This window comes from Phormidesmis sp. 146-12 (assembly GCF_052939495.1).
This window is the reverse complement of sequence record NZ_JBJPHS010000013.1, coordinates 57,299-83,412: the sequence shown is the minus strand read 5'-3', so window position 1 is coordinate 83,412 and position 26,114 is coordinate 57,299. Positions and strand designations below refer to the sequence as shown.

The window sequence follows — 26,114 nt, the reverse complement described above, 5'->3', positions numbered from 1 at the left end:
GGCACTGAGATCAACTGCTAACGCCGATGGTGAACAATCGAAGACTCGATCGGCGACTGGGTTTCAAAGCCATAGAGATCCCGAACTAGATAAAGCGGTCTGCCTTTAACTTCTTCAAAGATGCGGCCCAAATATTCGCCAAAGATGCCCAGCATAATGAACTGCATTCCCCCTAAAAACAGCACTACTACCATCAGGGAGGTATAACCAGGAACATCAATGCCCAAAATCAACGTGCGAACTATCAGGTAAGCCGCATAGAAGAGCGCCAAAACAGACATCATAAAGCCGAGATAGCTCCATACTTTGAGTGGCACCAGGCTAAAGGACGTAATGCCATCCAGGGCAAAATTCCAGAGCCGCCAATAATTCCAGGTGGTCTTTCCCTGGTGACGTTGGGGGCGATCGTAATAAATATGGCTTTGTTTAAAGCCGACCCAGGCAAACAGCCCCTTCATAAAGCGGGTGCGTTCTGGCATTTGTTTGATCACATCGACCACACGGCGATCGAGCAAGCGAAAATCTCCCGTATTGCGGGGAATATAAACATTGCTGATGCCACTGATCACCCGGTAAAACAGGTTTGCGGTCAGCCGTTTTAGCCAACTTTCACCCTGCCGCGATCGCCGGATGGCGTAGACGACATCGTAGCCCTCGCGCCATTTATCCAGCATTTCCTCGATTAGTTCGGGTGGATCTTGCAAGTCGGCATCGATCGGGACGATCGTCGCTCCATTGGTATAGTCCAGCCCGGCACTCAGCGCTAACTCTTTGCCAAAATTGCGAGAGAGATTCACCACTTTGACGGTTGGGTGGTCGCGATGATACGCTATCAACCGCTCTAGGGTGTCATCTTTACTGCCATCATTGACACAAACAATCTCGTACTTTACATTCAGCTTATCGAGAGAAGCAAACAACCGCTCAAACAAGTAATCAACATTGGCTCCTTCGTTGTAACAGGGGATAACAACTGAAAGATCGATATCTGACTCTGAGAACATATCGGTTAAGGGCACTAGGAAGACACAGCAAATAGAGCATCAAGGCTGTCAATCCTGAGTATCGTAAGGTCAACGACAGCAGTCCTAAATCAGTCTTAAGGATCTTGAAATATTCGTTCTTAGCCATGAATTAACGACTTATCAGTAGCCACTAACCGCTAACTCCCGAATTCTTACAACTGAAATAGAACAGCTACCTAGAGTTTAATCGCCAAAGCCCGTCAGCATGAAGATTTTGTAGTTTGTAGGTCTTTCCAAGCTCTTGTCTGAACTTGGGCGAAGGTTTGTACAAGAGGAGCGTTTTAAAGGATTTAGGAATGTTGGGAATGACCGGATCAATCACCAACTGAAACTTGACTTCTGGCTTTAGCAAGTGGTTGAGGGCTAAAATATCGCCGATCGTGCCACCCCCCCCATAAGAAATCTCATGGCTAACAATCAGGGGTTGCTGAAACTGGTTGATAATGTCTGCGACGGGACGGTAGCTGCTGTAGTTCCCCTTTTTGACTTGAATCGAGCAGGAAAGAGAGCCAACGGTAAACAGTAGCGCCACAATCAGCTTCCATCGTCGCTGTTTCCACAGGCTCGCCCGCTCTGTCGAAAAGTGAGATGAAATGAGATAAGCGATCGCAAGCTGAATTCCTAGATAACAGGGCAAAAAATAGCGGCTATTGGTCGATCGAATGCCGCCTGCCAGCAAATCCTGCAAAATCAGAAACAAGGGCGGCGGGATAATCATCACCGTGATAAACCACCAAGTACGCGGGGCTGTCTGACGGTACAAGACAAACATTGCGTAGCCCACGAGTCCGATTACGCTCGGTAAAGCCAGTCCTCGTAATCTTCCTGGAATCGCTCCCTCGGCAAGAAATGGCTGCTGAAGATTGTTAGCCCAGGCTTTGGCTAATTCTGGGAGCGGCAAGGATCGATTCATCCAGGCAGTCGCGACTCGCATCTGATCTAAATGAGTAAACAGCGCAAATAGCCACGGAGCAAACGCCAGCAAGCCGATCGCTGAAGCCACTCCATAAGCGATCGTCCGCCGATTGACTCGAAACCGCTCAATACAGATCACGTAGAGGCCATGACCCAGCATGATCAGGCAGGAAAAGAGGTTTGTGTACAGCACGAGCGCGATCGCGCCAGCATAGAGTCCCCAACTTTGCGGCGTTTGCTGTTTCATGGCTCGCAGCAATGCCAGATGTAGCAGTAAAACTAGAACAATCCAAAGACTGTAAGCGCGAACTTCGGGGGCATAGTAAACCTGCAACGGCGAGATAGCAAATAGACCGACTGCTATCCACCCTGCAAGACGACTGCCAAACAGTTCTAAACTGAGCCAATACAAACAGGGAAACGCCAAAAGGTTGAGCAACACTGAGAGACTGCGAACCGCAACCAGTGAATTGCCAAACCAGGACATCCAAAAATGCACTAGAACATAGTAGAGCGGAGTCAGGGGATGGTCTTCGGTGGCAGTGCTGATGATGGTATCAATCCAGCTTTTGTCGGGTTGAACTTGCTGAAAGGGATAGAGTTGGCTGGACGAGATCACCTGACCCTTAAATAGGGTGTGAGTTAGTTCAGCAATCGTATGCCCCGAAGCTCTCAATAGCGTGTGGGCCTCATCGTGCCAGTAGACGCGATCGCCCAGATAAGAAAACCGAAAGTACACGCCCAAAAGGACGACTACAAAGAGGAGAACCTTGAGCGCAGCCAGGGGATCAAGCCACGATCCCGCGCTGCTTTTGTTTGAAGTTGAGTGATTTTGAGCCGTGGGAGAAGTCATCAGGGAGTTAAGATCAATGGGATAGAGCTTGACGCACAAAACGATGAACTTGATGCACCAGCGGAAAAGATTTTAACTGCTCACGGACTTGAGTTTGGCGACTGATCGTGTTGAAAGTCAGGCTTGTTGAGGTGGATAGATCATCAGGTGAGGCTGCGGATTTTTGGTAGATCAAGCAGGCTCCAAAGCCTAATTTATCGTGTGAACCTTTAGTCGTTTCGACACTCAGGGTAATCGGTTGAAAGCCTAGTGCGCGTATCTGTGACTTAAGCAGCCGTGTTAGTTTGAGGTCAGTCCCCACAATGATTAAGAATCCAGACTTTGCGACTAAAGATTTTAGTTCCCAGAGATGTTGAGTTTCGAGTAGGGTGGGTAGGTCAACAATCACGATTTCAAATGTCTGATCCGCCTCTGTATCCAAGGGTAAAGGTTTCAGATCAACTTGTTCATGGACTCCGGCTCGAATGCACCAGGTAGCGGTATCTGCCATTGCTGGCGCAGAGTTAGCATAAGTAAAATCAACACGAGGAAGATCGGCTAAATCTGAAACGAGTTCTTTGTGGATACCTCTCCAGTACAATAATTTAATTCGAGCGTTTAAACGTTGTAATTCTTGAATTAACTCGTAAACTTTAAGACAGACGTTCAAAGCTTGATGATTTCTGAATATATTGTCTTTTTGGATGCGGCAGTCATGCTCAAGGTTAAAGGGGCTTTCTAGTTGACCAGTGAGGACATAGTGATAGAGCATCTTTTGTGTAGTTGTTTGGCTGTAACAACTCAGTAGTTTTTGTTGTCCCGCAGCGGCAATTTGAGCAGCTTTCTCTGGATGCTGTAAGTAGAAGTTTACCTTCTCTAGCAACTCAGCCTCGCTGCCGTAACACTCCAAATGCTTGCCCTCTTCAAAGAGTTGAAATAAACCAGATTGAGGGCTAAGACGGTCAGTGAGGAGGAAGCCGCCTGCCATTAAAACTTCAAATACCCGGCGATTTAGATCACCATTCAAACTACAGTTAAAGACGATATGAGATTTTGTATAGTCTTCCAGGCATTCAAGATAGGGCTTGCTTTGAACGTCGATCGACACCTTAGACTGCTCCAAAAATCTGAGTAAGCGACTACGATGGATGTGTAACCCAGACTCAGATCCTCGAAAAATGATGTCGTATATTTTCTGCTCACTTTTAGCCGGGACATAGTGATCGATATAGGCAGTTCCAGGCAGCCAAAACACATTTTTGAGACCTGCTTCCACAAAAAAATGTAAATGCTGAACTCCTTGATACACCCAATGGTAATCGCATTGTAAAACCTGGCAGTAGTGAACCATGTTGCTCAACGAGCCATCTCCCCAATGAAACGTATCTCCAAGTTTCATCACCTTGGGGCAGCTAAATTTTTCTAATCCCACTGGTAAGAAGCTGGGATCTCTAATGGATAGTTCAACAATTTCAGGTTGAAAATCAGGGGGAAGTTGTTCTAGAATAATTCCAACATCAAACTCTCCGGTAGGCACCGCGATCGCTCGACCTGCTTGCAGCGCTTCTATAGGTGGGTTGGGGCAGGCAATTAAGTTCTGTAGTTCCGGTTTGTCTAGCTCAAATGCAGCCAGCGGCAGAGGGAACGAACGAATGAACAGTTGTTTCGGTTTGGGCATCAGACTTACAAGTTTACAGGATACTGAAAAATAAGCGCTTTCACGATTCGTTGCAGTTTAGGATGATTAACACTGCAATTGATACTGCAAAGGATAACGACTGAATGCTGGGTAGACTTGATAGAAACTTCCGTTTGGAAAGCGGATCAGGACAGCTTAAGGCTATGGTTAATTCAACCAAGTCTACCTAAATTACAGTGACCCAATTAGATGAAAATCTGTTGTGTTAGCAGTTAACGGCTGCATTGATCACCAATCCTTCAGAAATCATGCAGACTGACTGGACAGTAGTTCACGAAAGAACTGGGGCATGGCTTTCAAAAGCTTCGGATTCCAATACAAACTTTTCAACGAGTAGACCAGGGCTTCTTTGATCAACTTTTCTTGTTTAAAGCTTTGAGCGATCGGCCAGAGCGTCACTGTATAAGCCCGTCGCTTCATTTGCTTCACATGTTCAGGGAGATCTGCTCTTGAAAAGATCTTCTCCAGCAATTGAACTCTTTCTGCAAATGCGATAGAGCCTTGCGCTGATTTACACTCCGATCGCCATCGAAAGATTGCTAGTCGTTCATCCAACTTGATGGCGTGAATGTCTGGGCAGAGCAGGCTGATACGAGTCCAGTATTCTCTGTCCATTGTGTAGTGTAAGCTTTCATCAAATTCCCCGACTTTAGCAGCAATTTCTTTAGTGAGAAACACAGCAGGTTGTCCGGGGCCTTCGACTCCCATGAGGAAATGTTCTAGATTAAAATCTCGTGGCTCTTTAATTCGCAATTCCTGGAGTAGCGGCAAGTCTTGAACTGAGCAAATGCCCGATACCGCTTGAACCGTCTCATTGGCTGTAAACGTGTGAGCAACCGTAGCCAGTGCCCCAGGCAACAACAAGTCATCTGAGTTTAAGTAGTGCAGGATATCCCCTTGTGCGACTGCCCAGCCCTTATTGATCGCATGGGATTGCCCTCGATCGGGTTCGCTGACCCACTGTTGGATAAATGCCTCATACTTGCGAATGACTTCAACCGTCTCATCCTGACTGCCGCCATCCATGATGATGTATTCCAGGTTTGGATAACCTTGCAGCAAAATTGAGCGAATCGTCGCTTCGATAAACTCTCCTTGTTGGTAGGAAGGGGTAACGATCGTAATCAGCGGATAGGAACGACCATCAGGAAGGTGATCAGGGAGTTGAGTGCTTTCTTCAGTCCAAGGCCAGCCCGTTTTTCCCAGTGGTGGAGCGGGAAGGTCGCTTAACTTAGGGCAGCGCCGCCCAGTGGAGGATTGAGTTTGTACGACTAAATCTGTCATGGCTAAGAGCTAAATGGTGCTACGATAAATTTCTAGAGTTCTGGACGCTGCTGTGTTCCAACTAAAAGCTTTGACTCTTTGGGTTCCTCGTTCAATCAAGCGTTTTCTCGCTTCAACGTCAGTCAGAAAAGACTTCAAGATTTCTGCCAGGTCAGCAATTGACCTCGGATTGAATAAAATACCCGCGTCCCCAACGACCTCCGGAAAACAAGACGTATTAGAAGCAATGACCGCAGTTTCACAAGCCATCGCTTCTAGTAGCGGGATACCAAATCCTTCGTAGAGAGAAGGATAGATAAAGGCGATACTACAGCGGTAGAGCTTTGCTAAGTGAGTATCATTCACTTGTTGATAGACTTCTACTTTTTCTGCCAAATTCAAGTCATGAATGAGCTTCCACTCCTCGTCATTCAATGGATTACCCACCACGCAAAGCGCAACATCGGGCTGATCGTAGAAAGCTTTGGAGAAGGCGCGAAGCAATCCATCAAAGTTCTTATAATCAATTTTGCGACTTCCCACATAGAGATAGTAGGGTCGCTCAGGAACCGCTTCAGATCCGTATGCTAGGGTGTGGTTGATGTCAGAGGCGTGGTGAGTAACAAAGACCTTTTCTTCAGCAACAGGATAGAAATTCAGTAAGTCCTTTTTAGTGTTTTCAGAGACGCAAATAAGGGCTTGGGCTGAAAGAATTGCTTTGCGTTTGACCGCCGCTTTCTCGCCAGTTGGGTCGATCGTCGCCGCAAAAATCTCATGAACGAAGTCATGCACTGTGAGAACGATCGGGCAGGAGTAGCTGCTAAAATCACGCTGAAGAAGCGTTGTATGGTACGTCGGATGAAAGCAATCGAAACGCCGAATAGAATTTAAGAAGCGAAAGTAGTATGAATCAAGCTTGGAGACGAGTTTAGACGAATTGAAGTCAGGACAGCGGTAAATTTTTAATTTTGGATGAGTTGGATAATGCTCAGTGGAAGCGTGGTGAGGTGCGGTGAGCGTCGGATGGCAATCTTGGGGTAATCGTCGAATAATGTTGTCGAAGTATCGATTAATGCCTCCCGATCGTTGTAATGCGTAGCTTTGTCCATCATAAAGAATTCTCATTCCACAGCAGTCCTACTTCAGTTGTCAGAATGGGATAGGCTTCTAGTTAATCTCAATGAGCGTTGCATCCTGATTGACTGACAGATCTTTTCCAGTAGGTTGGGTTGAGCAACGCGAAACCCAACGTGAGAGAGGCGACTGTTGGGTTTCGCGTTGCTCAACACCAACCTACAAAAAACGGGGGCTTCAGGAGTTTTGTCAGTCAACCAGGAGTTGCATCTCATAATTTTTCTAGGATTGCCATATCTCTCCATAAGCTGCACCACCAGCGCTTTAAGAAAGCCTATGCATTAGAAAGTGAGAGTGTACAGAAAGCCGCATGGTAAGCCGTTTGAGGCGAGACGTTTTGCAGCCTCGAATCACCGCTTTAACTGTTTGGAGTTCTTGAGCGGATGGATGAGGAATGGTTCTAAATTCAACCGCCGCCTGTTCACAAAGATTGTTGGGATGATTGATTTGTTTTGCAAGAAAGGTGAATAAGCGATCGAGCGCCGCTTCATACTTCTGTAAGTACTCTGGAGTTCGTTTCTGTACCTGCCCATAGTGGCCGTTGTGGCCATGCACCCGGTACTTAACCAACGGCTCGACTAAGTAAAATTTGTGAGCACCCACGATCGACGCGCCAAACACCAAACAATCATCTGCCCGCAGCCGCCAATCTTCTAAGTAAGGGATGGGAAACAATTGCTCTAACACTTGCCTGCGGACTGAGAGCGTAGAAGTCCGATGCCCAATCCACGTTCGTTTACACAGTGTTGTGATTTGCGAATAGCCCAGGTCACGATCGGTTTCGTAGCATTTAACAATCCGCTGTTCGTTGCCAAACAACTCGGCACTACAAAATAGAAAATCACAGGTCGGACGCTCTTTGTAAGCCTTGATGATCTCCGCAATGTAGTTTTCTTGATACAGATCATCCGCATCCAAAAAGCAGATAATGTCGCCTTGAGCCGCAGCGAAACCCGACTGAAAACTAGCAAGCTGTCCCTCGTTTTGATCTTTGAGAATCAGCTTGACTCGCTCATGATTGCCAAACTTTTCTTGTAGCAGTTGAGCCGATTGATCCGTTGATTTATCATCCACCACAATGATTTCATCAGCAGGCACAGACTGATTGAGTACACTCTCAATTGCATCAACCACATAGGGCTGATAGTTGTAGTTATTAATCAGAACGGAGACTTTCATGAGTTGAAATGCTTGGTCACACAGGTTAGAGGGGACGATCGCAGCACAATCTTTCAGAACAGTGTTTCAAGCAGGTTGAGCAATCAATCGTTTGGCTTGTACTAAATCTTCGGGCGTGTTGATTTCCAAAATCATGCGTTCAGTTTGACTGACCTGAATCGCGTAGCCATGTTCTAAGACGCGCAGTTGCTCCAGGGCTTCACAGTGTTCTAGCGGCGTTGGGGTGAGTTGGGCATAGGTGGCTAAGAAATCTCGACGAAACGCATACAGTCCGAGATGATGAAACACAGGGGCTGTGCCTGCGTAACGGTAATGCGGAATGGCAGCACGAGAGAAATATAAGGCGCGTCCGTGGCGATCGCAAACAACTTTTACGGTATTAGGATCTGTGTATCCAGCTTCGTGATCGAGCGGACAAGCCAGCGTCGTCATGTCGGGGGTTTTGCCCTGCAAATAGGGACTAACCAACTGAGCCAGCATTTCTGGCGTAACAAAGGGTTGATCGCCCTGCACATTGACCACAACGGACATTTCATCATAGCGCTGCGCCACTTCCGCTACTCGATCGGTGCCTGTCTGGTGATGGCTGCTCGTCATTTCTACGGCTCCACCAAACTGCCGCACACAGTCCGCAATCCTCTGATCGTCGGTTGCAACGACTACTTTGCTAAACGCCTGACAACGGCTGGCTGCTTCATAAATCCACTGCACCATTGGGCGATCGTCAAGTAACACTAAAGGCTTACCAGGAAACCGCTGGGAGGCATATCGGGCTGGAATAACAGCAAGTATCTTCATTGAGGTAGCAACTCCGCAAACATAAACTAGACTTCTGGCGCAAATCGTTGAAGCCCACTGAATAGAATTTACCGGGGCATTCATGCTGTAACTTTTAGCGTCTGTAGCAATCGGCAATTACAAACCGCTGTGGAACAAATCATGTAGCCGCAATAGTCCCAAACATCGCTGGTCAGCATCCACAACGGGCAACACTGAGATTTGAGAGGGGCGTTCTTCCATTAGCTTGAGCGCATCATAGGCGAGTACATCGGGGGTGACGGCGATCGGTTGGGTTGTCATGAGCGTATCGGCTGTCAAGGCTTCGAGTTGAGTGGCCGGAGTCTTGAGTACCCAGCGCCGCAAATCACCATCGGTAATCAGCCCTAGTAAGTTGTTTTGAGAACTGACAATATTGACCGCGCCTAACCCGCCTTGACTCACCGCCTTCAAAACCTCTAACCAGGAAGCTTGAGGCAGCAGTGTGGGGCTGTTATGATGCATCAAATCTTTAACCGTCAGGGTCAAGCGTTTACCTAAGCGTCCGGCGGGGTGGTTAAAGGCAAAGTCTTCGGGCGTGATGCCTTTGATCGACATCAGACTCATCGCCAAAGCATCCCCGATCGCCAGCGCCACTGTGGTACTGGTTGTGGGCGCAAGATTGAGAGGGCAGGCTTCGCGATCGACACTTGCATCTAGCACGACATCAGAGTGTTGAGCTAAGGTCGAACCAAGGTTTCCTAGAATCGCAATGACAGGCACTTGTCGATGTTTTAAGTGGGGAAGCATTGCAATCAGTTCTTCCGTTTCTCCACTATTACTCAGCACAATCCCGACATCCTGAGCCGTCACAATCCCCAGGTCTCCATGCAAAGCATCACAGGGATGGAGATAAACCGCCATTGTGCCAATGCTATTAAAGGTGGCGGCAATCTTTTGGGCAACAATCCCAGATTTTCCGACCCCCGATAGGACAACCTTACCTCGACAGTTGAGAAGCAAATTCATTGCCTGGTCAACAATCTCTGAATTGAGTTGTTTTGCTGTATGAGAAATTGCGTCTGCTTCTAGTTGTAAAAGGGTTTGTACTTGGGAGAACTGAGCGGGTGAAGTTGGAATCGTGGATTGCATGATAAATCAGCGCTTGTTGGACGATTGCAGGGTCTGCTTAAGCTGGCGTAGCACAGGCTTGATGGTGGATTTTAGGCTTTGCTTAGGCGCGTTTCCTTCGCGAATCGTTTGACGAACGTAGGAGCGCACCAGGCTCAGTTCGATGTCTCGCTCGGTGGCGATGCCTGCTGCCATTGCTTCATTGAGATACTGAAACCACAGGTCTCCGTAGGGGTGGTTGGGATGTTTCCAGGGTTGAGTCAATAAGTTGGTGTAATGGATGAGTTTTGTGTGGTCATCCCAGTAATCAAACACATTCCACTGAGCATCTAATTCACCAACCCGGTAAGGATGATGAGCCAGAAACTTTGGACTCATACAAGAAAAATCGCTGTAAGCGTAGAGGTTTTGATCCAACTCGTCCACGATCGTTTCCAAATCAAAGCGGCAGCGATCGCAATCGATCAACATCACACTCAGTCCCCACAGTCCGGCTTCCAAATGGGAGTAGCTTTCTTTTTTTGCCAGGAAGTCACAGCCGTTTAAGGGCGTATCAAACAACTCCTGAATATCTCGGAGACAAATCATGTCTGAGTCGAGATAAATCGCCTTACCCTGGAAGTTACACAGTTGGGGAATGAGATAGCGGTACAAGCTAAATTCAGTCGCATTACGATATTTGACGCGCAAAGACATCGGAGCCAAAAACGGTTCCTGATCATTCAACTCGACTGCGTTATGCGTCCCGTTGAGTACATAGATGTCAAGAGGTTGCTGAACGTGTTTCCGCAGGGAGTAGATTAAAACTTTTCGTTCAAGTAAGCTAGCTTCTCCAGAACCAATAAACACTCTAATGGGATGGTTTGACATAGTGTAGACAACCTTAGTGAGTGACGATTTGAGGATCGTGAATTAAAAGAATTGTTTGTAGGATGGGTTGAGCTTCGCGAAAGGCACCACTCGAATCCACATAATTTTTAGGGCTGCTTTCGCCTTGAAACCAGGTTCAGACAAAAAACAGCCCTTTAGGGAGTTAGTAGATTGACCGTCTAGACAATCCGAATTTGACTGATATTTAATGTTGTTGGAGCATTCTGCAAAGTCGCGATCGTCACTTCACTGCCTGCACCACGTCCATCAGCATCAAACCGCAACACCCCATTACTGTAGAGGAAGGTAGGGCCGTTACCGAGAGCAACATTCCCATTGACGAGCACACCCGTTGCCGCCGCACTCAAGCTGAGACTCACCCCTGCAACCAGCCCGCTACCAAATCCGACGGCTGAAATCTCGAACGTATCAGTTGCCGTGAAATCAGTAATCAGATCTCCGCCTTCGGTCAGGTTGCGATAGACAAAGGTATCATTGCCACCGCCGCCCGTTAACGGATCAAAACCACCGCCTCCAACCAAGCGATCGTTCCCCAGTCCCCCATTCAACTGATTTACGCCTGCATTCCCAATTAAGGTGTCGTTCAATGCCGAGCCAACCACATTTTCAATGCTGATCAAACTGTCTTGATCAACGCTAAACGTGCCTTGAGAAGTGCCGACTTCGCTCAACAGTTTGCTATACCAGGCATTACCAATCTTGCTGTAGCCGCTCGCGTTGGGGTGAAGACCAGCATCCAGAGGCGGGGCTGTAATATCATTCACCGTGAGCAAAGCCCGCATATCGACAAATCTGACCCGCTGACCCGCTGCCTGTCGAGTCGCAATCACATTTGGAATCAGGTTGTTATAGTTGATCGCTTTCTGAGCCGTGACTGCACCTCCAAAAGAGGTTTCTGGACGCACAGGCGGAATCGAACTAACTAACACCGTGACATCAGGCGAACTGCTGGTAATGCGATCGATTAGCACACCTAACTTTGTTGCTATCTGAGTAGGGGTATCTGAACTCCAAGCATTGTTCGTTCCTAGCATCAGCATTACGACATCCGGTTGACCTGTGTTGAGGAAAGTTCCGATTCTGGAGGTAATCACATCAATCGTGTCCCCAGGATGCCCTTCATGATCACGATCGCCCAGAGTCCCAGAACCGTCGTAGCCATCCGATCGAGAGCCAACAAAGTCGATCGCCAATCCGTCGCGCTGGAAGTTATTCCACAACACAGAACGATATCCTCCCGTCAGCGGCTCTGGTGTCGCATACATCGCACTCACTCCGTAGGTAATCGAATCTCCTAGCGGCATGAGGCGAGCAGTTCGGTTGGCAAGTCCGCTCTCCAGGTTAACGACAACACTGTTGATTGAGTCTGCATAGCTGGCTGTATCAGTGCCTGCTCCCCCGTCGAGAATGTCATTCCCCGTACCACCAATCAGCGTATCGTTGCCCCCGTTACCACGCAAAGTATCATTGCCTGCCAGACCTCGAAGGATGTTGTCACTCTCATTACCGTTCAGGGTATCGTTTGCAGCGGTGCCGTTAGACACAGTGCTAAACAAGCGCGATTGGGAAATCACCTCCGACCCTTGTGTTGGACTAGACCAGTTGAGCCGTACAGAAGCTGTATTGCGCTGTTCGTAGTACTCTAGACGAATGTCATATCGTTGATTAGCCCGGAGCGCAATGGTGCCACTAGTCGTGACTGGAGTGGTGCGATCGACCCAGTTATTAATAATCAACTGATTGTTGACCCACAGCCTCACCCCATCGTCTGCCGTCGTTTGAAAGGTATAAGTTTCATTAAAAAGTGCTTGAATTTGTCCGCTCCAACGCACCGAGAAGCTATCAGGCGCGATCGCCACATTCGGAGAACTCGTCCCCCAATTAAAGTTAACGGTTGGGTCAGTGCGGCTGACTTTAAGGTTAGTAAAATCGATATTGTCAAAGTAGTCGCCTTTTAGTCCGTTACCCAGACTTTCGGGAGTGGGCGTATAGAGTTGAGACTGCGGCACCACTTCTCGCACCTGAGACGCACTGGCCCAACTCAGCGTCGATCGCGCATTGCCCCCGCTCTCCACATAGTCTAAACGGATGTCATAAAGTTGTCCTGCTTGTAGTGTGATGGTTCCTCGATTTTCAATGGTGGCGTTAGAACTTCCCCAGCGATCGATGACGAGTTGATTGTTGACCCACAGCCGTACGCCATCATCTGAAGTCGTAGAAAACGTATAGGTTTCACTAAAGCGGGACTTGATCTGTCCCATCCAGCGCACCGAAAACGTATCGGCTGCAATCGTGCGATCGGGAGACCCAAACCCCCAGTTAAAGTTAACCGTTACATCAGTGCGGGTTACTTTCAGGTTAGTAAAGTCTCGATTATCAAAGTATTCGGCTCTCAGTCCAGTGCCCGGTGCGCTACTAGCGGTGAGGCTACTTTGGGTGGTCAAAAGGCTTGAGGACTGGGATGTTGTCGTTTGATTAGTGGTGAGGGGAGTGGTGCTTAACTGTGTTGTATTCATCAGTAACTTTTAGAGGATTAAGAGTGAGCTTAGAAAGCACCCTTGAAGTACTGATGCACCTGAAGCCTCTTGAAGGCAGTATTTGCTACCTCTATAGTTACTCAAGAATGTGGGAAATACTTTGTTGATATGATTAAGACCCCCGTAATTGTCCTCAAATTCTTGTTTAGATCTTCAAAGTTGAGCCTCGCTACATTCGTTGATGAGCGAACGACACGTCTAACTGTGCTGAACGATCGACTGTTGAGCCGCATAAACCGACAGACTTTGCCAATCTGACTTAGACAAGATCTTGCAGCGCTTGGAGTTTGCATGGTGCCCCGTCCCAAAGAAGTCACCCCCTTCGACCTCGACAAAAGCGGCATCTGGAATGTAGTCCAGCACTTCTGAGTCGCGGTAGGCCAGATAAACTGAGAATTGATAGAGATAGTTTGCCAGTGGCAGATTGCGAATCCGGCAGCGAATGTATCCTCTATCGGGTTCTAATACCAGGTTGCTGTTGGTGAAGTTTGTTCTAAATAAGAGAACCGTATTGCCTTTGTCATCGAGGAAATCAAAACTAGCAATCACATCCTGTAAAACGTCACCCGTGTGATTGTGATAGCCCACTTCTAAATCGTAGTCTTGACCAGATTCTAAACGGGTGACAGGCTTACCAGCGCTATTCAACACCCGAAAACTGGTCATCTGGACTCTACCTGACCCATGACGATCGCGGCGGTCTGCTAGCGCAATTTCCCGTGTCAGTTGGCGAGAGGTTTCCAGGTGAGCATTGATTGCTGTTGGGACATCTCCATCTACTTGGACGGTGCCCTGGCTCAACACAATGCCCCGCGTACATAGAGATTCGACGGTGTTCATGTTGTGGCTCACAAAGAGGACGGTGCGCCCATCTCTGCCCACATCTTCCATTTTTCCCAGACACTTTTTCTGAAACTGGGTATCTCCAACGGCTAATACTTCATCAATGATCAAAATCTCTGGCTCTAGATGGGCTGCCACTGCAAACGCCAGCCGAACATACATTCCCGAAGAGTAGCGCTTTACGGGAGTGTCAATAAACTTTTCTACTTCAGCAAACGCGACAATCTCATCAAACTTGCGGGTAATTTCGGCTTTGCTCATGCCGAGAATCGCCCCATTCAAGTAGATATTTTCGCGTCCGCTGAGTTCGCCGTGAAAGCCTGTCCCCACTTCTAAAAGGCTGGCTACTCGTCCCGCAATCCGAATTGAGCCGCGAGTCGGTTCTGTAATCCGGCTGAGTAGTTTTAACAGCGTAGATTTGCCCGCGCCGTTGCGCCCAATAAAGCCGACACATTCTCCTTGCTTGATTTCAAAGGAGACATCTTGCAGGGCCCAAAATTCTTCTCGTTTAGCGTTTAAGCGCCGAGCTTCAGAGGATTTAAAGATCTGACGCGCGATCGACCGGGTGCCATCCACTATCGAGTCTCTCAGCGTGCCATAAGAACCTGACTTCTTGCTCTGGTGAGAAATGATATATCGTTTTGCCAAATTCTCAACTTGAATTACCGTGTTAGACACGCTTTCTACTCCTATTCGATGAATCGGCACAAGTTCACATTAAATGATGTCAGCAAAAACGCGCTCGACTTTTCGGAAATGCCATATTCCAGTCACGAGCAGCAAAATCACCAATCCCAGCGACAACCCTAGCCCTGGTAAATAAAGCGGGGTTTGGTTACCCAAAATTGCCCACCGAAAGCCATCAATCACGCCCACCATCGGGTTGAGCGAATACAGCAAGCGCCATTTTTCGGGAATAACGCTGCTACTGTAGCCAACGGGCGAAATATAGGTGCCCAACTGCACAATAAAAGGGAGCAATTGCCCAATGTCTCGATATTTGACGTTGAGGGAGGCAAACCACAGTCCGATGCCCAGCGCAGTCGCGGCGGCAATCAGCGTAAAAAAGGGCAGCGTGATAATCTGCCAACTTGGAACAAACTTATACCAGGCCATCAGTCCGAGCAGCACCATTCCCGACACGAGGAAGTCTACAAAGCTGACCACGATCGCGCTGGTTGGAACAATCAAACGCGGAAAATAGATCTTAGAAATCAAGCCTGCATTTCCGACCAGGCTGTTGCTAGTTTGGGTGAGCGCAGCCGCAAAAAATTGCCAGGGCAACATTCCAGAAAACACCAGAATGGGATAAGGCGTTGTGCCTTCGGAAGGCAGTTTTGCCAGATTGCCAAAAATAACACTGAACACGATCATGGTGATAAAAGGACGAATCAACGCCCACGCCATGCCGATCGCAGTCTGCTTGTAGCGCACCAAAATATCGCGCCATGCCAGAAAATAAAACAGTTCTCGATACCGCCATAGGTCTTGCCAATAGTGCTTTTCAGTCTTTCCTGATTGAATGACCAATTCGCGCTGGCTAGAAAGTTGTCGTGATTTCATCCGCATAGCTGGTTAACTCATAAACCGAAAGTCTTTTACCCCATCAAATCGCAGTGTTCGAGACTGCTGACGGGTAAACTGCCCAACGGATGGATTTCCTTGAGGATCAGTTACGCCGATCGCTTGCTGCCATAGTTCAGCAGGTGCAGGCGCGACTTGATAGGTGTGATTCTGTTTTTGGACGTGATACCATTCGTTTCGTTGACACTCGTCACACCAGAAAGCCTCCAGCCATTCTCCATTAAGAGAAACGGTCGTGTGGGCGGCCATTGACATTAAGGCGGCTTTTCGTCCCACTCCGCGCTGTTGAAGCTGTTCGGCTCGATCGGCAAACAGAGAATATTTTTGACTAACGCTGTGTAGATGACAGCCATGCACCGGACAATAGATCGCCCGTCGCTTAGAACGTTTTCGATTACGATCACACCTTTTCTGCAATTCGACCTCCTGAGCCGCGAAATGCGACGAAACAAAGGTTACGGTGGGAGAGACTGAGATCAAAGAGACCGTCGAAGCCCACTCCACAAGAGTTGATATACTTTATTCAGTTTTGGATCGAGTGAGTTAGGGTTAAGTGATATGAAGACCTCATATTTGAAACGCTCTATCATGTGACAGTTCGCACACTGTGATGCTCAATACCACTAACTAGCAAAATCCGTAGAATCCGCAGTCTTCATGAAGGCTTCACAGAAGAATGGGGTCTGAAAAGCTTGAAATAGGCGATAATACACTATTCCTTTACAGAAAAATAGAATACTGAAACGGCTTTTAGAGTGCAAATAGTTTCAAACAGCCTGAGAATTTGTAGAGTGAACACTGTTTGCAATCCTTGAGTTAGTGACCTTTATCTGAAATTTATAATTCGTGGCGGCGGATTTATTTCAGTAGCTGCGGTTTTAACGCTCTCCCTTCTGATCAAATCGGGGCACAAAAGCACGTTCTTCAGACTTGTTAGAAGACAAAAGGGGGTTTGTAGGCAATACTCATCCTACTAGAAATGCCCATCCTACTAGAAATGCCCATCCTACTAGAAATGTACTAGCACTGGTCAGTCGATCGCAAAGTGACGTTGTGTAGCGAATCGCCAATTGCATCGGGTTCCCGCCTTTTTAGGAACTAGGGGAATCTGACAGACAGTGACTCATCAAGGAATGAGAATTCAGCAATATTGAACTTTGTAGGGTGTCTTGAACCATAGCGAAATGCACCGCCAACGATCGGAATTGGTGCATTTCGCATGGCCCAACAGACCCTACGCGATCGTCGATTTTATTAAATCCACAATTACTTAGAGTGATTTACTTAGAATGATTGGCAACCATTCCTAAAATTGGAATACGAGCCGTTTTCAGAGTGTCTAGGGTTTGAGCGATCTCAGGTCGATCGGTTTGACCCAAATCAACCACCAAAATCATCCCATCGGTATGAGTTGCCAAAAGGCTGCTGTCTGCTAAAGATAATAGTGGCGGCGTGTCATAGATTACTAAGTCAAACACGGTTTCAAAATAATTTACTAATTGCTGCATCTTTTGCGACGCAAGCAGCTTAGTGGGGTCTACTGGAATTTGCCCAGAGGTAACCACGTAAAGGTTTTGTTCGGCGGTTGGCTCTGGTAGTGTCTCCCCTCCGCCCACTAAAGCGGGACTCACCTGGTAAACCGGACGAATCACTTGTTCGGGGTGCAGGTCTGTAGCAATGAGATCACTCAGTCCGATCGCTTCGGGTAAGTCAAGCAGATTGTTAAGTTGAGGATTGCGTAGGTCAGCATCGACTAACAAAACCCGTTGTCCCATTGCGGCGGCGGCCTGAGCCAGATGGGTCGCGATCGTAGACTTTCCATTTCCTGGCATCGCTGAACCAATCACCAGAGAGAGAATCGGAGCCTCTGATCGAATTAGCCGAATATTGGTGTGAAGAGAGCGAAAGGCTTCTGGAAAAACCTGATGCGTATAAGAGCGTGACTGCGACTGACCATTAAAGATTTTGCCCAGACTGTTTAACTGGAGTAGCTGGGGAATGATGGTCGCAATCTTGGCAGTGCGAAGCTCGGCATTGTAAGGAATATTGCCCAAGAGCGGCAGTTTAGCTTGTTTCTTCAAGTCATCGATCGTGTTGATGGTTGTATCCATCCGTTCCACAATCAAAGCGATCGCCACGCCTAACAGTAAGCTTGCCAGCACGCCAATAAACAGCGTTCGCGCTCGCGTATCTTCACGAGACAGGGGCAGTTTGGGAGGCACAATCAGTTGCCAGGGTACATCTCGCTGAGAAGCTTGAATCTGAAGCGATTCTCGAACCTCCAAAAGGCGCTTTAGACTGTCTGTTGCCACCGTCAGATCGCGCTGCAAATCGGTGTAGAGACGGGCCACCATCGGGAGGCGCTTTCCTTGCTGATCCAAAGCCCGTTGAGCATTGGTATTGGACTGTTGCCGAGCTTGGAGAACCGACAATTGAGTATTGATATCCGCAATCTTATTGGTCAACACTCGACGGGCTTCTTGCCGCAGGACAGGAAGTAGATTTCGCCGTTGAGTCCGCAAGGCATCAATCTCAGGCGTGTCATCTTGAAAGCGAGCAGTCTCGATCGCAATCTTGCTATCGATCTCCCGTAACTGACCGACTACACTTTGATAAGCTGGATCGGCTGCCAACGCTGCGACCGCGCCCGATCCGCCCTGCAAATTTTCAAAAGATCTTTGTGTCTCAGCCAATAACTTTTCAGTTTCGAGGCGCTGTTGTTGCAGACCGTTGAGTTGACCCGAAACTTGTCCAACCTGCGTCTCTGGGTCAACAAAATTATTTTTTTCGCGAAAGTTTTGCAGATCTCGCTGAAGGTTGTCTACTCGCCGTTGCGTTTGGGAAATCCGACCGTCCACAAACTTAATCCCTTCGCGCAGGTTTGACTGTCGCTCTTGTTGGCTGTAGCGCAAATAGCCTTGAGAGAGCTTGGTGAGAATGTCTCCGCCGCGATCGCCCTGTAAGTCTACATAAGAGACTGAGATGATTTTGGTATCTTTGGGCTGTTCGATCGAGAGTCCCCCCATCAGAGTATCGTAATCAATCTCAGGGTACTGCGCCTGAATCTGCTTAACGATCGGCTCCAACGTCTTGGGACTCAAGAGCACCTGGATCTGCGTGGGATAGTCCAGACCATTGTTTTGGGTCGTTTGGTTTCCCTCTTGAGTCACCTGATCCAGACTTTGAGCCGTAATCGGTTCGACAAGAAGTTGAAATTCGCCCTTAAACTGAGGAGTCTGCTTGCCCACCATAACTGAAACAATACTGATGGCGACAACGGCTACCCCCGCAATGACCAGCGCTCTGCGCCGCAGCAACCCAAACAGGTGTTGAGAGCCGATGTCTTCTTCCTCATCTCTAAGGCTGGGCTGAATCAGATAATCAGGAATCGAGAGCAGCTTGCCGTTACCCTCGGCGGGATTGTGGGATGAGTTTGACTGAGTATCCATGAGAGTACCTGCGTAGACCTGTATCGGATGCTGTCACGATTCTCACCGTGTTGATCAGCGAGCCGCGACTTCTCGAAAATGAATGAATGGCTGGAACCAGAGAGCGAAAACGAGCCTTCTTGTCTAAAACCGCAGCAAACCGCCAAACGGCAGAATCCGCTGAACAATCCCCAGAACTGAGTCTAGAGTGTCGGTGACCTTTGCCCGCCCAGAGCGATCGACCACAATAATGTCGTTGTTACGAAGAATCGGATTGCCCTTCGCATCGATCCCTTGTGCCAGATTGATGGGGACTGCTTGACGAGAAACCGTGCCGTCAGGGTTGAGACGAATCAGTTCTACAGTCGCCTTGCGCGCATCTCGATTAAATCCGCCTGCGGCTAAGAGCGCTTGATTTAATGGCGTATTCGGCGGTACGTCTACGGCTCCAGGTCTGACGACTTCGCCTACAACATTGACTTTGATCGAGACTGGAGCAAAGCTAGGTGAGCCTAGAAGGGCCGCATCCGCTGGGTTGAAAGCCGTCGCAGTCGGAATCGAAATCGTATCTCCTTGCTGTAAAATTAGGTCTTGACTCAAATCTCCGGAGCGCAAAAGCTGCCAAAGGTCAATTTTGATGACTTGAGGGTTGCCCGATCGCGTCGCTCGACGCACTTCAACCTGACGGATATTAGACATTTGAGTAATGCCGCCCGCCTGCTGAACGGCCTGAGTAATGGTTGGCATTCCTCCTGTTTTGGTCAACACATAAGGCCCAGGACGAGCGACTTCCCCGACCACAGCAATGTTTAGAGGCTGAGTTTTATCGGTCGCAAAGTTAGCCGCCGCCAACTGAGAAGACTCGGCCAGGTTGATCGCCGTCGCTGCGGGAATAAACACCGTGTCACCATCCCGCAGGGTAACGTCTTGGCTCAGATTTCCAGTTTGAAATAGCTCCCAGAGGTTAACGTCAAAGGTTTGATTGCTGCCCGATCGCTGCGGACGGGTCACCACCACTCGACGGGGATTTGCCGCTTGAGTCATACCGCCCGCTTGCTGAATCAGGCGCGTAATCGTGGGAAACTTCCCATTGTCAGACGGCATCGTATAAGAGCCAGGACGGCCAATTTCCCCTGCAACCGCAATGTTTAAGGGGCGAGGTGCCGATAGCGTCACATCAATCAGCGCTTTTCTGACTAACTTGCTGTATCGTGCCGCGATCGCCGCTTCTGCCTGTTTGAGGGTCATTCCTTCTACAGAAACGCTGCCAATCCGAAACAGGTTGAGCGTTCCGTTGACTAAAACCTGGTAATCCTTGCTGTACTCAGGGACATTGAACACATCGACCTTAATTTTGTCGCCTGCCCCCAGGGTATAAGACTCATCGCTTGAGGCGGCGGCCATCAGAGAAGGTGGCGAAGTCATATTGGACGGCTGATTGGGGTCAATTCCAGGAGATAGCTGAGGGAGTTTGGGTTGAGCCGCCTGAGCAACGCTAGACGAGGCAATGCTGACAGTGCTCATTTGAGGGGATGTCTGGGGCGGTCTGGATTGAACCGCTTGGGTAACATTAGATGAGGCAACCAGGGTCGGGGCGGGCGGCAGTTTGGCGTTAGAAGCGGCCGCACTAGAGCGAGCTATTATTTTTTGGTAGACAAATTGGGCAGCATCAGCGCGGGACACGACATTAGACGGTGTATCCAACGCTTCGACGCTTTCTCGACTTTTTTGCAGTCCTTTTTGCATCATGCCTTTGAATTCACTATCAGTCACCTGACGATCGGGGCGAAAAGTGCCATCTGGAAAGCCCTTCACCACGCCTTGCTTGACGAGAGACAGAATCGCCGATCGTGCGGGATGATTCTGAATATCCGTCAGCCCAGCTTGAGACTTTGCGGCGACGGGCTGTTTTGCAGCGACAGGCTGTTTTGCTGGAGTGGGTGGTTTGGCGGGCGCAGGCTTGCTGTCAGACTGCATGGAGGCCGACACGATCGCATCTAGCGGCAACTGGTCAACACTGATCGAGCGATCAACGGAGGGCATTGCAGAAATTTTGAGGGGCGGCGGCAGGTCGATCGCGTTACCCAGATTAGCGGAGTCACTGAGGGACAGGTCTGCGGGGAGAAGATCTAGAGTTTTGTCACCAGCCGACCTTGCGGATGTCTGCGAGGGCAGTGTTTCTGGTTGAGCGATCGCCTGGGGGAGCTGAGGAGGCGCTGTAGGCTTGGCTGCGTCTTTGTTGCCGGGTTTAGCGGTAGAAGACGTGGCGCTGGGAGTAACGGCATCGTTACCAATAAGTTCGTGGGCAAATAGAGCCGTAATAGCGCCAAGTGCGATAACTGAAACACGCATAAAAAAACCTCATAAACCACAGAACGGTCGAACCGGATGCGCTACATCCATTCTCTGAGTGATGGCGACGACAGCGGGCACGTTGGAAGACGGTGGGAAGACACTAGACGGAAGACCTTAGACAGAAGACGAAAGCTTTGATTTGTCTAAAGTTCAAAGTCCAGAGTCCAGAGTCCAGAATTTTCCGCCAGATCGGTAGCCATCAAAAAGTGAACGAGTGTGAGCATCGGATCAGAATCGGCAGGTGAATGACGATTTGTTCTTAAAAGTCTTGAATACTGATACAGAAGGTTAGTGAATGTATCAGGACGGATCGCGTAGCGTCATGGAAACTACATGAATTTTTCGGCGATCGGTCGTGGTTTTGCGGAGGAAGGGGTGAGGAGTCAGATCCGGCTTGAATTTTGAATCGTTTTGCAACTTCATCCCTGCTTCATAACTAGGGCATTGTGCTGTTGAGGTTTGTACTCAGGCACCAGAGTTTTGAGAATGGATCGAATCGCTAGCGTGTCTTTTTGGTTGGCGGCGAGAAATAGCTTGTTCAAAAGTGGCTCAAGCTCTCGCCAGGGAATCATGTTTTCTCTAGCTGCGTAGATTTTGGGATGGTCGGTTTCGATCGCATTCTCGCCTGAGATCAAAAGTTCTTCATAAAGCTTTTCGCCTGGACGCAAACCCGTCAGCAAAATCTCAATATCTTCACCCGGCACCAGACCGCTCAATTCGATCATTTGGGTGGCCAGATCGTAGATCTTGACTGGTTCTCCCATCTCTAGCAAAAAGACTTCGCCCCCTTTGCCCATTGCCCCCGCCTGGATCACAAGCCTCGACGCTTCGGGAATAGACATAAAATAGCGGGTGATATCGGGATGCGTCAGCGTGATCGGCTTGCCTTCTGCAATCTGCTTGCGAAATCGAGGAACTACCGACCCATTGCTGCCCAAGACGTTGCCAAATCGCACCATGACAAAGCGCGTGTAGGTTTTGGGTTGAGCCGCTAACGCCTGGAGGACGAGTTCGGCCGATCGCTTGGTGGCTCCCATGACATTCGTCGGGCGCACGGCCTTGTCGGTCGAGATCAACACAAACGTACTGGCTTTACATTTGTTGGCGGTACGAGCGGCAGTAAGGGTGCCGTAGACATTATTAATGATGCCTTGAGCAGAGTTGGCTTCGACGAGCGGAACATGTTTGTAGGCGGCCGCATGGTAGACGGTCTCAACCTCGTATTGGGTCAAGACTTCTTCGAGCCGTTCTGCGTCGGTGACAGACCCCAGACAGGCCGCACGAGGAATCTGAGGATAGGCTTCTGCGAGTTCAATGTCGATCGAATACAGCGCAAACTCATTCAACTCATACAAAACCAGTACTTTAGGATTTTGTTGAGCAATTTGGCGACACAGTTCTGAGCCGATCGATCCGCCGGCCCCTGTGACCAGGACTGATTTTCCTGTAATGTTTACGCCCAACAATCCGGGGTCAGGCAGCACTTCTTCACGCCCCAACAGGTCAGCGATGTCTACATTTCGGATCTGTTTGATCGACACCTTTCCGGTGAGAATTTCGGCAACGGTCGGCAGGGTTTTGACTTCGATCGACAACCCCTTGAGTGATTCTAAAATGCGACGCTTGTCTTGCGGGGTGGCAGAAGGAACCGCCAACAGCACCATTTTGATCTCGTAGCGAGGCACCAAGGTTGGCAACTGGTCGGGGTGATAAATCCGCAGCCCATTAACCAAGCGCCCCTGAACTGCTGCATTGTCGTCTACAAATGCGATGACATCATAAGTATGCTCCCGCAACAAGGCCTGGAAGATTTGAGATCCAGCGGCTCCTGCACCATAGATGATCAGACGTTGGGGCTGTGGCGAAATGGGAGCAGTGGGGGATTTAGTGGGAGTGGGAGCCTCGACCCGGTTGAGGAGGTGATTCATCAAAAAGCGGATGCCAACGACAAGCACCCAGGTCACCAGCGCAGAGATGATTTGCACCGATCGCGGCAGGGGTCTAAATTGCAGCACTGCACAGGTCGCGGTCAAGGCTCCTTCACTGATCACCACGGCTTTGAGTGCCAAACCAAAGATTTCGACTCCGGTGTGACGCAGCAGGGAGTGATACATGCCTGTCAGATAAAAGATGCAGAATTTAACAGGAATTGCCAGGACGATCGTCGAAGAGTAAAGCGCAATTTGTTCTTTAACGGAGGAGTCTTCAAAGCGTAAGCTTAGAGCAATATAAATCGCAACAACAAAGATAATAATATCGTTGCTAAAGAAGATATATCGTTTAATTCTTCCTGGTAATAATGCAATGCGGCTTAAGAAAAAATAAGAGAAATTGAGCCTGAGAAGTTTGGAAAAAATAGAAGTAGAGCGTTGTTTAGAAGTTGGATTCTTCATCAGCTAAAACCTCGATTGGTACAGCTTGATCCTTGACCGTCAAAAAGCCAAAAATAGATGACTTTTATCTGGTGAAACACCCTTTTCTATTCGTCATGCAAATAACATTAGCAAGTTATAAAAGCGCAATCAGGATGATTATAATGACATAGCATTACACTTCGGATTGCTTTTTACGATCGCAATGGCTCGATTGATAACCAATACGCTTGCCCTTTGATAATTGCACTTAGATAGAACTCGCTAGATCACACGAACTGTAGATTTAGGAGAGTTGATAAAGTCTGGTAGATAATCTTGTGCTATCTGGAGAGATGCCCTTTTGTTGCTCGCATTGATGATTGCTCTAGTTCCTGCCTAGATTGCCAGAACAATTCCTAATGCCTGAAATAGTTATGACTCCACAACTATGACTCCACAACTTTGCTGGGTCGCTTAAGCCCTAATCTGCGTAATTTGGTGTATTAGCCTCACTATGTATACACTTACGCAAAATTTCGTAAAGATGCCAAGATTACAAAATCGAGAATAATCCTCGATCGAGCGTTTGGGTAGAGCCTGCAACTTACTGTACTGCATACCATAACAAAGCTTATTCAATTTGGCGATAGTCTTGCTATCTAAGTGAGTTTTGTTAAGAGTCTGTTAAGATGCAGTGGTTTATGGGGATTATACTGAGTTTGGCTGAAAGGGGCACGGACTCGGTGATTCACATTCTCCAGAGATTAATCTACATATCTACTCTTCACATTAGAGGGGCAACAATGGCCAACCACAGAGGTTCGTTTCTATCTGAGCCTCAGTACTGAAGCAAGCCTCAAACTTGTGGAACGCTGGTTACGATCGCCGATAAAGTAAAACTCCTGACCTGATCTTTGGGTTGATTGGATTTACCGAAAAACTGGAACTAGTCGATCGCTTTGTCGTGCGCTTCAATTGACCAGCGATATACGATCGGTTGCTGTTTTTTCTGGTTATCAACTGTGATGACAATTAATTTGCGTCCATCAGGCCCCTCAAACTCAAAGCGACAGAATCCCATTCCGGTTCCTGAGCAATCAACGACTTCGTTATAACCAAGCTCCTTGACGATGTACTTTGTTGCACCAAAGAGTTGATCGCCACGTTGGAGGATTGGAATCTCGATCGCTCGCCATCCTTTATTGATCAACAGTTCTCTTGCCTGTGCATAAGGCATTTCTTTTTTAAGATTGGGCACTTCTTGAGCATATACAGTCCCACTCAAAAGTGTGATGGTTCCTGCAAGAATTCCAGCAATTGAGTAATGGATCAGCTTTGTGTTCATATGCCTGTAAGTAAAGTTTAGTAAACCAGCAACCTAGAGTGAAGCACTGCGTTTTTTGCTCTGATGTAGGGATAAAAGTTGCTCCTTGTAGGCTGATTTTACTCAAAGGATATTCCTGAAACCTAATCCCTCTTGAAAATTGCCCCATCTATCTCAGTTTTTGCGATCGTGGTGCAGGCTCGTTATAAATCTCCTGATCCAGCTTGCTTTTGAGCATTCCCAATTCGTGATCTTTGGCGTTGAGTTTGAGATTGAGTTCGCGAATGCGACGAGAGAGAATGCGAATAATATTCAGGGCGATACCGGGAGTTTCGTCGATCGCTTCATATAACTGCTGTTGGGTCAAGACAAGACAATCACACCGCTCTAAAGCCGTCACCGACGCAGACCGAGGCTCCGCATCAAACAGCGACATCTCCCCAAAAAAGTGCCCCTTTTTTAACTGCACCAATTCTTGTTCGCCAATATGTACCTTTACCATGCCCTGCGCCACGATGTAGAGCGATCGCCCCTCCTGCCCCTGAGTAATAATCACCTCTTTGGCATTAAAGCAGCGCTCATCCATAATCGAAGCCAACCGCACGAGAAAATCATCCCGCAATTCCTGAAAGATGGGGACTCCTCGAACCAGTAGCAGACGTTCAAAGCTGTTTAGCATGACAGTGGGAGGAGGAAGGGATGAGGGATGAGGGAGGGATGAGGAAGGAGGGAGGAAGGAGGGCGATCGGTTTAGAGATTAGCCACTTGTTGATCCAGTAATGCACATAAAGCTTGTCTACGATCGTTTGGCCATTCATCATCGTTGTCTGCTGATTATTCATCCCTGATTCCCTGCCTCAAAAT

20 protein-coding genes are annotated in these 26,114 nt (G+C 48.4%); all 20 read right to left on the bottom strand.

The features are described 5' to 3' along the window. Positions 1-17: 17 nt before the first annotated feature. The 20 genes from ACKFKF_RS08510 to ACKFKF_RS08415 all read right to left on the bottom strand — a co-directional run bounded on the left by ACKFKF_RS08510 (position 18) and on the right by ACKFKF_RS08415 (position 26,092). Positions 18-1,019 carry a glycosyltransferase family 2 protein gene (locus tag ACKFKF_RS08510; RefSeq protein ID WP_446859120.1) on the bottom strand — a complete coding sequence of 334 codons (1,002 nt, stop codon included), beginning with the start codon at positions 1,017-1,019 and terminating at the stop codon, positions 18-20. Between the two features lie 178 nt (positions 1,020-1,197). After that, on the bottom strand, positions 1,198-2,793 hold the full coding sequence (locus tag ACKFKF_RS08505) for a glycosyltransferase family 39 protein (RefSeq protein WP_446867343.1): 1,596 nt from the start codon (positions 2,791-2,793) through the stop codon (positions 1,198-1,200). Positions 2,794-2,806: 13 nt separating this feature from the next. Then, positions 2,807-4,450, bottom strand: coding sequence for a glycosyltransferase family protein (locus ACKFKF_RS08500; RefSeq protein WP_446867342.1), 1,644 nt, complete (start codon positions 4,448-4,450; stop codon positions 2,807-2,809). A 267-nt stretch (positions 4,451-4,717) separates the two neighbouring features. Next, positions 4,718-5,755 carry a glycosyltransferase family 2 protein gene (locus ACKFKF_RS08495; RefSeq protein ID WP_446867341.1) on the bottom strand — a complete coding sequence of 346 codons (1,038 nt, stop codon included), beginning with the start codon at positions 5,753-5,755 and terminating at the stop codon, positions 4,718-4,720. Positions 5,756-5,764: 9 nt separating this feature from the next. Next, positions 5,765-6,859 (bottom strand): glycosyltransferase family 4 protein, encoded by a 1,095-nt coding sequence (locus tag ACKFKF_RS08490; RefSeq protein WP_446867340.1) that lies wholly within the window; start codon positions 6,857-6,859, stop codon positions 5,765-5,767. 273 nt (positions 6,860-7,132) lie between these two features. Further along, positions 7,133-8,047, bottom strand: a complete 915-nt coding sequence (locus ACKFKF_RS08485; RefSeq protein ID WP_446867339.1) for a glycosyltransferase family 2 protein — start codon at positions 8,045-8,047, stop codon at positions 7,133-7,135. Between the two features lie 66 nt (positions 8,048-8,113). After that, complete coding sequence (gene kdsB / locus ACKFKF_RS08480) at positions 8,114-8,845, bottom strand: 3-deoxy-manno-octulosonate cytidylyltransferase (RefSeq protein WP_446859126.1); 732 nt, start codon at positions 8,843-8,845, stop codon at positions 8,114-8,116. Between the two features lie 117 nt (positions 8,846-8,962). Further along, on the bottom strand, positions 8,963-9,955 hold the full coding sequence (locus tag ACKFKF_RS08475; protein WP_446867338.1) for a KpsF/GutQ family sugar-phosphate isomerase: 993 nt from the start codon (positions 9,953-9,955) through the stop codon (positions 8,963-8,965). Between the two features lie 6 nt (positions 9,956-9,961). After that, on the bottom strand, positions 9,962-10,804 hold the full coding sequence (locus ACKFKF_RS08470; RefSeq protein WP_446867337.1) for a glycosyltransferase: 843 nt from the start codon (positions 10,802-10,804) through the stop codon (positions 9,962-9,964). 179 nt (positions 10,805-10,983) lie between these two features. Beyond that, complete coding sequence (locus tag ACKFKF_RS08465; RefSeq protein WP_446867336.1) at positions 10,984-13,341, bottom strand: PA14 domain-containing protein; 2,358 nt, start codon at positions 13,339-13,341, stop codon at positions 10,984-10,986. 219 nt (positions 13,342-13,560) lie between these two features. Further along, complete coding sequence (locus ACKFKF_RS08460; protein ID WP_446867335.1) at positions 13,561-14,883, bottom strand: ABC transporter ATP-binding protein; 1,323 nt, start codon at positions 14,881-14,883, stop codon at positions 13,561-13,563. Between the two features lie 39 nt (positions 14,884-14,922). Next, positions 14,923-15,768 carry an ABC transporter permease gene (locus ACKFKF_RS08455; protein WP_446859131.1) on the bottom strand — a complete coding sequence of 282 codons (846 nt, stop codon included), beginning with the start codon at positions 15,766-15,768 and terminating at the stop codon, positions 14,923-14,925. Positions 15,769-15,780: 12 nt separating this feature from the next. Then, positions 15,781-16,206, bottom strand: coding sequence for a hypothetical protein (locus ACKFKF_RS08450; protein WP_446859132.1), 426 nt, complete (start codon positions 16,204-16,206; stop codon positions 15,781-15,783). A gap of 863 nt (positions 16,207-17,069) precedes the next feature. Then, entirely contained in the window at positions 17,070-19,238 is a 2,169-nt protein-coding gene (locus ACKFKF_RS08445) for a GumC family protein (protein WP_446867334.1), read from the bottom strand. Positions 19,239-19,361: 123 nt separating this feature from the next. Next, on the bottom strand, positions 19,362-21,569 hold the full coding sequence (locus ACKFKF_RS08440) for an SLBB domain-containing protein (RefSeq protein WP_446867333.1): 2,208 nt from the start codon (positions 21,567-21,569) through the stop codon (positions 19,362-19,364). 303 nt (positions 21,570-21,872) lie between these two features. Continuing rightward, on the bottom strand, positions 21,873-21,995 hold the full coding sequence (locus tag ACKFKF_RS08435; protein WP_446867332.1) for a hypothetical protein: 123 nt from the start codon (positions 21,993-21,995) through the stop codon (positions 21,873-21,875). Further along, positions 21,992-23,965: a polysaccharide biosynthesis protein gene (locus ACKFKF_RS08430; protein WP_446859136.1), complete on the bottom strand. Its 1,974-nt coding sequence runs from the start codon at positions 23,963-23,965 to the stop codon at positions 21,992-21,994. The genes ACKFKF_RS08435 and ACKFKF_RS08430 overlap by 4 nt, the downstream gene beginning before the upstream one ends. Before the next feature lie 907 nt (positions 23,966-24,872). Then, positions 24,873-25,271, bottom strand: coding sequence for a hypothetical protein (locus tag ACKFKF_RS08425; protein ID WP_446867331.1), 399 nt, complete (start codon positions 25,269-25,271; stop codon positions 24,873-24,875). Positions 25,272-25,419: 148 nt separating this feature from the next. Then, entirely contained in the window at positions 25,420-25,929 is a 510-nt protein-coding gene (locus ACKFKF_RS08420; RefSeq protein ID WP_446859138.1) for a cyclic nucleotide-binding domain-containing protein, read from the bottom strand. After that, positions 25,913-26,092, bottom strand: coding sequence for a hypothetical protein (locus ACKFKF_RS08415; protein ID WP_446867330.1), 180 nt, complete (start codon positions 26,090-26,092; stop codon positions 25,913-25,915). The genes ACKFKF_RS08420 and ACKFKF_RS08415 overlap by 17 nt, the downstream gene beginning before the upstream one ends. Between the last annotated feature and the right edge of the window lie 22 nt (positions 26,093-26,114).

Excerpts from the sequence above, each read along its gene's own strand:
- ACKFKF_RS08505 (WP_446867343.1), bottom strand. The coding sequence starts at position 2,793 with ATGACTTCTCCCACGGCTCAAAATCACTCAACTTCAAACAAAAGCAGC.
- ACKFKF_RS08500 (WP_446867342.1), bottom strand. The coding sequence starts at position 4,450 with ATGCCCAAACCGAAACAACTGTTCATTCGTTCGTTCCCTCTGCCGCTG.
- ACKFKF_RS08495 (WP_446867341.1), bottom strand. The coding sequence starts at position 5,755 with ATGACAGATTTAGTCGTACAAACTCAATCCTCCACTGGGCGGCGCTGC.
- ACKFKF_RS08490 (WP_446867340.1), bottom strand. The coding sequence starts at position 6,859 with ATGAGAATTCTTTATGATGGACAAAGCTACGCATTACAACGATCGGGA.
- ACKFKF_RS08485 (WP_446867339.1), bottom strand. The coding sequence starts at position 8,047 with ATGAAAGTCTCCGTTCTGATTAATAACTACAACTATCAGCCCTATGTG.
- kdsB (WP_446859126.1), bottom strand. The coding sequence starts at position 8,845 with ATGAAGATACTTGCTGTTATTCCAGCCCGATATGCCTCCCAGCGGTTT.
- ACKFKF_RS08475 (WP_446867338.1), bottom strand. The coding sequence starts at position 9,955 with ATGCAATCCACGATTCCAACTTCACCCGCTCAGTTCTCCCAAGTACAA.
- ACKFKF_RS08470 (WP_446867337.1), bottom strand. The coding sequence starts at position 10,804 with ATGTCAAACCATCCCATTAGAGTGTTTATTGGTTCTGGAGAAGCTAGC.
- ACKFKF_RS08465 (WP_446867336.1), bottom strand. The coding sequence starts at position 13,341 with ATGAATACAACACAGTTAAGCACCACTCCCCTCACCACTAATCAAACG.
- ACKFKF_RS08455 (WP_446859131.1), bottom strand. The coding sequence starts at position 15,768 with ATGAAATCACGACAACTTTCTAGCCAGCGCGAATTGGTCATTCAATCA.
- ACKFKF_RS08445 (WP_446867334.1), bottom strand. The coding sequence starts at position 19,238 with ATGGATACTCAGTCAAACTCATCCCACAATCCCGCCGAGGGTAACGGC.
- ACKFKF_RS08440 (WP_446867333.1), bottom strand. The coding sequence starts at position 21,569 with ATGCGTGTTTCAGTTATCGCACTTGGCGCTATTACGGCTCTATTTGCC.
- ACKFKF_RS08435 (WP_446867332.1), bottom strand. The coding sequence starts at position 21,995 with ATGAAGTTGCAAAACGATTCAAAATTCAAGCCGGATCTGACTCCTCAC.
- ACKFKF_RS08430 (WP_446859136.1), bottom strand. The coding sequence starts at position 23,965 with ATGAAGAATCCAACTTCTAAACAACGCTCTACTTCTATTTTTTCCAAA.
- ACKFKF_RS08425 (WP_446867331.1), bottom strand. The coding sequence starts at position 25,271 with ATGAACACAAAGCTGATCCATTACTCAATTGCTGGAATTCTTGCAGGA.
- ACKFKF_RS08420 (WP_446859138.1), bottom strand. The coding sequence starts at position 25,929 with ATGCTAAACAGCTTTGAACGTCTGCTACTGGTTCGAGGAGTCCCCATC.
- ACKFKF_RS08415 (WP_446867330.1), bottom strand. The coding sequence starts at position 26,092 with ATGAATAATCAGCAGACAACGATGATGAATGGCCAAACGATCGTAGAC.